The organism is Bavariicoccus seileri WCC 4188 (assembly GCF_000421665.1).
Lineage (GTDB): Bacteria > Bacillota > Bacilli > Lactobacillales > Aerococcaceae > Bavariicoccus > Bavariicoccus seileri.
Genome location: NZ_ATXL01000065.1, coordinates 1 through 8,198 on the forward strand (window position 1 = coordinate 1; position 8,198 = coordinate 8,198).

Here is an 8,198-nt window from a genome sequence, read left to right on the forward strand (position 1 = left end):
GATCGTCTTAAAAGCACCTATTCAACAAGACCAAATCATTGCGTTGTTGGAAGCTTCAACTGCTGAAAATGCTACATTTACATTTAAAGAAAAGAAAGGTCTGAACCTTTATTTTGATGTAACAGGTGTAGACGCAGCAAAAGGGGCTAAGCTTGCCAAGCAAATCGTTAAAGCAGAGCCTTGGGGGGCTGTTCTTTATTTTCAAGCGGAGCCTGTCAATGAGTAAGAAATAACAACAGTTATAAGAAATAACAACAGTTATAAGAAATAACAACAGTTATAAGAAATAACAACAGTTATAAGAAATAGCAACAGTCAATAGTAATCAGATGAAGGAAGGACGCTTATATGACGAAAAATGGGTTATTTTTAATTAGTATTGGACTCCTAGTGTTTCTTTTTAGTGTGGATCGAACGACCTACTCTTATAACTGGACATTGATAACCCTCGCAGGCCTCCTGATCTTATGCGGTGTCATTTTGCTTGTCATTGGGAGTAAAAAGGCTAAAAATACTCCTAATCAAACAAGTCAAGAGGATGGCGTAAAGCAAGTAAAGCAAAAAGTAAGTAAAAGAAACAAATCAAACTAATGAGTGATCGTAGGTAACGACACTTACAGTCTGGTTTAAAAGTGAAAGTAGGGAGTTTAATTGGAGTTGACACAATCGCTCAGTATATCGGCTAAACAGCTATACCATGTATTGATCACTTCAACTTTAGCCGATATCAAACAGCAAACGGGACAAGAGCTTTCGCCTAAGGATTTGAAGGGTTACTCATTTGAAAAATCATTTCAAGGTCAAGGCAAAGCCTTGTTTAAAGTTCTTAAAGTCGAACCTGATACTTGTTATCGATATGAGTTAAAATCAACAAGAAATACTTATACAGTCAGCTATGAGATTAAAAAGATTGATGAAAAAAGTTGCCGATTGCATTATAGTGAAAAGATGGAATCAGTCGGTTTTCTACAATCCATGAATGATATGATTGTTGGAACCTTGATGTCTCCTTTTAAAAAGAAACGATTCAAGAAAATGCTCACATCGATCGAGGAAAATGTTGGAAAGAGTTAGCCCTATAAAAAAGCTTGTCACCATTCTATAAAGGTGTTACAAGCTTTTTTGTGTTGCTGTAGATTTTAAGTTTTCTCAATTCTCTAATCTCAAAAAGGGTTACATCAGGTGTTATCTTTTTAAAACAGGTCAATTTTCCTTAAAAGTATCCAAAACTAGTGATTTTAGTGGAAAAACATTAGAAAAAAGACTCATTTCTGATAGAATGCCCATTGACATTAGAGTTTGGTTAGAATATATTAACGGTATACTTTTTTTAGCAATTATTAAGGGTGAAATATAAATGAAAAAAGGATTAGGTCTACTTGCAGGTGCCATGCTACTTTTGGCTGGATGTGCACCTGGTGGTGGAAATGGTGCTAGTGGTAATACTGAAAAAAATGGTGACACCATCAAAATCGGTGTCAATATGGAATTAAGTGGTGCTGTTTCAGCTTATGGTACTGCTGAAAAGACTGGGATTGATTTAGCAGTCAAGGAAATCAATGAGGACGGTGGAATCTTAGGAAAACAAGTTCAAATTGTTGAAAAAGATAACAAATCTGAAACAAGTGAGTCCTTTTCTGTTGCCCAAAGTTTAACTAACAATGATGATGTTGTGGCTATTATCGGTCCAGCAACTTCAGGTGCTGCTAAAGCAGCAACTCCTGCAGTCACTTCCGCAAAAGTGCCGATGATTACTCCTTCAGGGACGGATGATTCTTTAACCGTCAATAATGGAGCCGTTCAAGAATTTGTCTTTAGATCTTGTTATCAAGATAGCTATCAAGGAACGACATTAGCTACTTATGCACAAGATACACTTGAAAGTAAAAAGGCAGTTATTCTTGGAGATAAATCAAGTGATTATGGTAAAGGACTTACTAAAGCTTTCAAAGACACCTATAAGGGTGACATTGTTGCTGAAGAGTACTTTGTCGGAAAAGATACAGACTTCCAAGCTGTATTGACAAAAATCAAGAATTTAGACTTTGATGTTTTATTCATTCCTGGCTATTACACTGAAGCAGGTTTGATTGTTAAACAAGCACGGGAAATGGGAATCACACAACCGGTACTAGGGGCTGATGGTTTCGGAGATCCAGCTTTCGTATCAACAGCAGGTGCTGAAAATGCGACTGATGTTTACTACACAACTCACTATTCAGAACAAGCAGGGCAATCTGAAAAAGCGAAAGCTTTCGTTGAATCCTATCAAGCTGAATATGGGGAAAAACCTAGTACATTCGCGGCACTAGCTTACGATGCAGTTTATATGGTAAAAGCTGGTCTTGAAGAAGCTGACGCAGTCGATACGCAAAAATTGACGGATGCTTTAGCAGGTCTAACAGACTTTGAAGGTGTTACAGGAACGATGACAATTGACGAAAATCATAATGCTGAAAAATCAATTGTCATTGTCAAACTCGAAAATGGTGAAAATGCTTCTGAAGAAGTTATCGATCCTGAATAATCTGTTACAAAACTATCTGAAGCAAGGTGCTTGTTGCCTTGCTTTCGTTTTTTAGAAGGGAGTAGCTTATGGACCAAATTTTTCAACAATTGATCAATAGTATTTCATTAGGAAGCACCTACGCCCTAATGGCATTAGGATATACAATGGTATATGGTATCATTAAATTGATCAATTTCGCCCATGGGGATATCTATATGCTAGGAGCTTTCCTAGGCTATTATTTTATTGGTGTATTAAAACTTAATTTATTTGTAGCGATGATCTTATCGATGATTGTATGTGCGGTTGCTGGGGTAGTCGTAGAGTATTTGGCTTATCGGCCGCTTCGAAACTCTTCTCGTATAGCTGTATTGATCACTGCTATCGGGGTATCTTTTTTGATTGAGAATGTAATGATCTATTTCTTTTCGAGCAACGTTCGCAACTATCCTCCGGCTATGCAAAATGCTAAATACAGTATTTTCGGAGTTGCCTCTGTTACTAAGATCCAACTGACAATTATTTTCGTTTCAATCATTTTGATGTTATTGCTGCAATATGTCATCAAGTTCACGAAAATGGGGAAAGCTATGCGTGCTGTTAGTGTTGACCAAGATGCAGCTAAATTAATGGGAATCAATGTTGACAGAACTATTTCATTTACATTTGCTTTAGGTTCAGCATTGGCAGCTTCGGGTGGTATTCTTGTAGGGATCTACTATAATACGATCAATCCGTTGATGGGTGTCGTTCCGGGGCTAAAAGCCTTTATCGCTGCTGTTTTAGGTGGTATTGGCATTATACCAGGTGCTGCATTAGGTGGTTATGCGATAGGTATTATTGAAACACTAGTTAGTGCAACTGGTTATTCTGTTTTCAAAGAAGCCATCGTTTACCTTGTCTTGATCATTATTCTTCTCGTGAAACCTGCTGGATTACTCGGCAAAAACGTGAAAGAGAAGGTGTAATCAGCTATGAAAAGAAATTTTAAAGCGATTTTGTCGTGGGCTATTATTATAGTCATTGCTTACGCCGCCATCTTTTATCTTCAATGGTATGGTTACATCAATCCTTTTGTGATGACCACACTGGTTTTGATCGGCATCAACATTATGTTGGCCAGCGGATTAAACTTGATCATCGGATTTTCTGGACAATTCTCGTTAGGACATGCTGGTTTTATGGCGATAGGGTCTTATAGTACAGCAGTTGTCTTGTTAGGAATGCCAACTTATCTAGGCCTTGTATTAGGCTTATTATTAGGTATTGTTTTATCTGGACTTGTGGCACTTTTGGTTGGGATTCCAACACTACGGCTTAAAGGTGACTATCTTGCAATCGCTACATTAGGGATTTCGGAAATCATCCGTGTATTGATCGTCAATATGGATAGTATTACACAAGGGCCATCAGGGCTTTTTGGGATACCTAATTTAGTGACTTGGCCGATTGTTTTTGTGGCCACAGTGATTGTGGTTGTCTTTCTGTCTAATTTTATTAATAGTGCATCTGGTCGTGCAACCTTGTCTATCCGCGAAGACGAGATAGCTGCCGAAGCAATGGGGGTTAATACGACCAAATATAAAGTTATGGCTTTTGTGATTGGTGTGTGTACTGCAAGCTTAGCAGGCGGTTTATATGCTTCCTACTTACAAACGATCATGCCAGGAGATTTCAGTTTTATGAAATCAGTTGATATCTTGATTATCGTCGTTTTTGGTGGGCTAGGTAGTTTAACCGGGACAGTTATTTCTGCAACTGTACTAGGGATTATCAATATGTACTTGCAAAGTGTTGGAGATCTTCGGATGATTATCTACTCCTTAGCTTTGATCATCATTATGATCTTCCGTCCAAGTGGGTTGCTCGGTACTAAAGAATTATCATTGAAACGATTATTCCGTAAACGTGAGAGGAGTGACTCTCAGTGAGTATTTTAAAAGTAGAACAATTAACTAAGAATTTCGGTGGACTAGCGGCTGTGTCTGACGTGACGCTTGAGCTAAATGAAAATGAACTCGTGGGTCTGATTGGTCCAAACGGAGCAGGGAAAACAACACTGTTCAATTTGTTAACTGGTGTTTATGTACCAAGCGAAGGAACAATCACATTAACGGTTGATGGTAAAGAAACTAAATTGAATGGCTTAAAGACAGCTAAAATCGCAACACTCGGTTTGAGCCGAACCTTTCAAAATATAAGGCTTTTTAAAGAGTTAACAGTACTAGATAATGTCTTGATTGCTATGAACGGTAAAAATCCAGAGAATGTACTCTCAGCTGTGTTACGTTTCCCACCGTTTTATAAGACAGAAGATACTCTTAAGGAAAAAGCTATCGACTTACTACGACTGTTTGATTTGGACCATAAGACAGAACATCTTGCTAAGAACCTACCTTATGGTGAACAAAGGCGGCTTGAGATTGTAAGAGCCTTAGCGACACAACCTAAAATATTATTCTTGGACGAACCCGCTGCTGGGATGAATCCAAAAGAGACGGCAGAATTAACCAAGTTAATTCGACGTGTCAAAGAAGAATTTTCAATTACCATATTATTGATTGAACACGATATGTCTTTGGTTATGTCAGTATGTGAACGGTTATATGTGTTAGAGTATGGCCGCATGATTGCTCAAGGAACGCCAGAAGAAATCAAACATAATGATCGTGTTATAAAAGCTTATTTAGGGGAGGGTGCTTAACGATGACGATGCTAGACGTTTTAGATCTATCGATTTCATATGGTGCGATCGAAGCAGTCAAAGGAGTATCCTTCACAGTCAATGAAGGCGAGATTGTGACATTGATTGGTGCCAATGGTGCAGGTAAAACCTCGATTCTTAGAACAATATCGGGGTTGAATCGTCCTAAAAAGGGAGATATCAAATTTTTAGGTGAGTCGATTATCCATAAGAAACCGCAAAAAATTGTTTCCAGTGGTATCTCTCAAGTTCCAGAAGGTCGACATGTATTCGCTGGTTTGACAGTGTATGAAAATATAGAGATGGGTGCTTTTTTAAGAAAAGACAAGCAAGAATTCAAGAAATCTATCGAAACGGTGTACAATCATTTCCCTATTCTTAAAGAACGGAAAAATCAAGATGCGGCTACTTTATCAGGTGGTGAGCAACAAATGCTAGCGATGGGAAGGGCATTGATGTCTAAACCAAAGCTACTCTTGTTGGATGAGCCTTCCATGGGCTTAGCACCTATTTTCATCAAGGAAATCTTTAATATAATCGAAGCAATCAAAGAAGAAGGAACAACTGTCCTTTTGATTGAACAAAATGCTAATATGGCATTGTCGATTGCAGATCGTGGTTATGTGCTTGAAACCGGGAAAATAGTGATCGAGGGTACAGGTAAAGAATTGATGAAGAACTCAGAAGTTCAAAAAGCATATTTAGGAGGCTAGAACATGTTTGTCAAAGATTTTATGACCAAGGAACTTATAACTGTTCAAACAACACAACGTATTGGAGCTGCTGTTGATTTAATGAACCAAAACAAGATCCATCGGTTACCAGTTGTTGATACTAAAGAAAAATTGATTGGGTTAGTGACTGAGAGTGTCATAGCAGAATCTTCTCCGTCCAATGCAACGAGCTTAAGTGTCTTCGAAATGAATTATCTATTGAATAAAACAACTGTTGGTGATGTGATGATCACTAATGTTAAAACCATTGGGCCTAATGCCCTATTAGAAGATGCGGTAGATATGATGCGAAAAAATCATATCAATGTTTTACCTGTAGTAGATGGGGAGAAACTCGTTGGTATTATCACGAATAATGATATTTTCGATGCCTTTTTGGAAATTACTGGTTACAATTCTGATGGTGTGCGTGTGGCTATTCAGATCAAACAAGATCAAAAAGGTGTATTGGCACGCTTAACAAAAAAATTTTTTGAAGCACAGATTAATATCGTTCAAATCGTCGTTTACCGAGAAATCAAAGAGCAACCAATCGTAGTTGTTCAAGTTACTGGTCAGGATGCTGACGATGTTAGAGCATTGTTGACTGAAAATGATTTCGATGTCATGATGTCTTTGAATACCAGCTCTTCAGAAGAGTAATAACACCAACTATTATAGAACCAGCAAAGAATGGGTGCATAGTTAACCCATTCTTTTTTTATGGAGTGATTCAACAGTGAGATTGATAATGATACAATTAGAATGTTATCATAATTATTGTTTTTCCTTTACAGTGAGAAAATGTTAGTTATAATACGATTGTATTGCAAGAAAACTGTTGTTCATTTATTTTTTTGTGATAGCAGTGAACTAAACGATAATGAAGTTGAAAAGGACAAACACTATGATTAATAAGTTATACTTACATCGAATCGGTCATCGATTATCGGCGGCAATTATTTACGGAGTCTTGTCTGCTGTTGCTATGAACTATTTTTTAGGCCTGGAAATATATACTCCAATGGGGTAACGGGTATTTCGCAAATTATTACTGAACTTATTAGAAGGTCTACAGGGATTTCGATGTCAGTCGGGATTTGGATCTTTATTGTTAATATTCCACTGTTTTTTCTAGCCTGGTTTAAGATTGGAAAGCAGTTTACCATTTTTACCCTTGTGGCAGTTGCTTGTAACTCATTAGCTATTATTTTGATTCCTGAAAATACCATTATTACTGACCCTATTATCTGTGCCATCTTTGGTGGTGCCTTAAGTGGAGCAGGGGTAGGATTTGCCTTCAAGCAAGGAATATCATCAGGCGGAATGGATATCATCAGTTTCATTATCAAAAAGAAAACACAACGACGAATCGGTGGCATCATTATGCTCATCAATGGCGTTATTGTATTCATAGCTGGAGCATTTTTTGGTTGGCCAGCGATGTTTTATAGTGCTTTGTCAATTATTACTAATGGGCGCATGGTTGATTTTATTTTTACAAACCAAGTCAAAGCCCAAGTCTTGATTATTACGAGAGATCCTGAAGCAGTTTCTAAGGCAATTATTGATAACCTTCATCGAGGTGTTACTGTAATCAAAGGAGCTGAAGGAGGATATACGAAATCTACTGAAGCGGTACTGATTTCGGTGATAACGCGTTATGAACTTCCAATACTTGAAAAGGTGTTACATTCTGTTGATGCAAAATCATTTGCATCTGTCTCTTATGACTGCAAGATTATTGGTAATTTTAACGAGATGAAAAACGAGGCAACTGAATAATTTTTCTTTCCGTAAAAAAGTATAAGTGTTTCTTTGAACACCTCTTTAAATTTCTATTGGTATCTTTAGATATGTCTATGAATATTCCGACGATTGTGACAAATACGGTATGGCCCAATGCACAATAGAGAAACAAGCTATGACAAATAAGGCTCTATAATATTTGGTGTTGTTGCTTGAAAAAGTAGCGACACCAATTTTTTTATGCAAAAAGACATTTGGTTGTCCTATAATTAAATCGCTAAACCAAATCATAGGAGGCTAACCAAATGTCCAGTACTAATATTAACAAAACTAAAGATGAAAACATAGATAACATGTTAAAAAAAATCCTTAATATCAAAGATTCTAACATCTCTTTTTCTAAAAATGCAGTCTCAAAAGAAAGAATTAAAGGCCGAATGGCCACTGTCTACACCGGAACCCTGACTTATGAATCGACCTGTTGTGAATTTTGTCAATCGCCCTGTGTGAACCGTCATTCCTT

The 8,198-nt window shown here is 37.4% G+C and carries 10 protein-coding genes and 1 pseudogene; all 11 read left to right on the forward strand.

Features of this window, described 5'->3' with window-relative positions:
• Position 1 precedes the first annotated feature (1 nt).
• The gene (locus H541_RS13460; protein ID WP_022797164.1) at positions 2-226 is read left to right on the forward strand and encodes a hypothetical protein; all 225 of its coding nucleotides are present in this window, start codon (positions 2-4) and stop codon (positions 224-226) included.
• 122 nt (positions 227-348) lie between these two features.
• Positions 349-591, forward strand: coding sequence for a hypothetical protein (locus H541_RS0110010; protein WP_022797165.1), 243 nt, complete (start codon positions 349-351; stop codon positions 589-591).
• A 60-nt stretch (positions 592-651) separates the two neighbouring features.
• Positions 652-1,074 carry a DUF3284 domain-containing protein gene (locus H541_RS0110015; protein ID WP_022797166.1) on the forward strand — a complete coding sequence of 141 codons (423 nt, stop codon included), beginning with the start codon at positions 652-654 and terminating at the stop codon, positions 1,072-1,074.
• A 283-nt stretch (positions 1,075-1,357) separates the two neighbouring features.
• Positions 1,358-2,527: an ABC transporter substrate-binding protein gene (locus tag H541_RS0110020; RefSeq protein ID WP_022797167.1), complete on the forward strand. Its 1,170-nt coding sequence runs from the start codon at positions 1,358-1,360 to the stop codon at positions 2,525-2,527.
• A 68-nt stretch (positions 2,528-2,595) separates the two neighbouring features.
• On the forward strand, positions 2,596-3,477 hold the full coding sequence (locus H541_RS0110025) for a branched-chain amino acid ABC transporter permease (RefSeq protein WP_022797168.1): 882 nt from the start codon (positions 2,596-2,598) through the stop codon (positions 3,475-3,477).
• A gap of 6 nt (positions 3,478-3,483) precedes the next feature.
• The gene (locus H541_RS0110030; protein WP_022797169.1) at positions 3,484-4,440 is read left to right on the forward strand and encodes a branched-chain amino acid ABC transporter permease; all 957 of its coding nucleotides are present in this window, start codon (positions 3,484-3,486) and stop codon (positions 4,438-4,440) included.
• On the forward strand, positions 4,437-5,213 hold the full coding sequence (locus H541_RS0110035) for an ABC transporter ATP-binding protein (RefSeq protein WP_022797170.1): 777 nt from the start codon (positions 4,437-4,439) through the stop codon (positions 5,211-5,213). Before H541_RS0110030 ends, H541_RS0110035 begins: the two co-directional genes overlap by 4 nt.
• Positions 5,214-5,215: 2 nt before the next feature.
• Positions 5,216-5,926 carry an ABC transporter ATP-binding protein gene (locus H541_RS0110040; protein ID WP_022797171.1) on the forward strand — a complete coding sequence of 237 codons (711 nt, stop codon included), beginning with the start codon at positions 5,216-5,218 and terminating at the stop codon, positions 5,924-5,926.
• Between the two features lie 3 nt (positions 5,927-5,929).
• Positions 5,930-6,589, forward strand: a complete 660-nt coding sequence (locus H541_RS0110045) for a CBS domain-containing protein (protein WP_022797172.1) — start codon at positions 5,930-5,932, stop codon at positions 6,587-6,589.
• A gap of 285 nt (positions 6,590-6,874) precedes the next feature.
• Positions 6,875-7,711, forward strand: coding sequence for a YitT family protein (locus H541_RS12610; RefSeq protein ID WP_420805202.1), 837 nt, complete (start codon positions 6,875-6,877; stop codon positions 7,709-7,711).
• 269 nt (positions 7,712-7,980) lie between these two features.
• Positions 7,981-8,198 (forward strand): annotated as a pseudogene (locus H541_RS13310) (ISL3 family transposase); the annotation flags it as partial.

Coding starts and splice junctions, on each gene's coding strand:
- H541_RS0110010 (WP_022797165.1), top strand. CDS start 349: ATGACGAAAAATGGGTTATTTTTAATTAGTATTGGACTCCTAGTGTTT.
- H541_RS0110020 (WP_022797167.1), top strand. CDS start 1,358: ATGAAAAAAGGATTAGGTCTACTTGCAGGTGCCATGCTACTTTTGGCT.
- H541_RS0110025 (WP_022797168.1), top strand. CDS start 2,596: ATGGACCAAATTTTTCAACAATTGATCAATAGTATTTCATTAGGAAGC.
- H541_RS0110030 (WP_022797169.1), top strand. CDS start 3,484: ATGAAAAGAAATTTTAAAGCGATTTTGTCGTGGGCTATTATTATAGTC.
- H541_RS0110040 (WP_022797171.1), top strand. CDS start 5,216: ATGACGATGCTAGACGTTTTAGATCTATCGATTTCATATGGTGCGATC.
- H541_RS0110045 (WP_022797172.1), top strand. CDS start 5,930: ATGTTTGTCAAAGATTTTATGACCAAGGAACTTATAACTGTTCAAACA.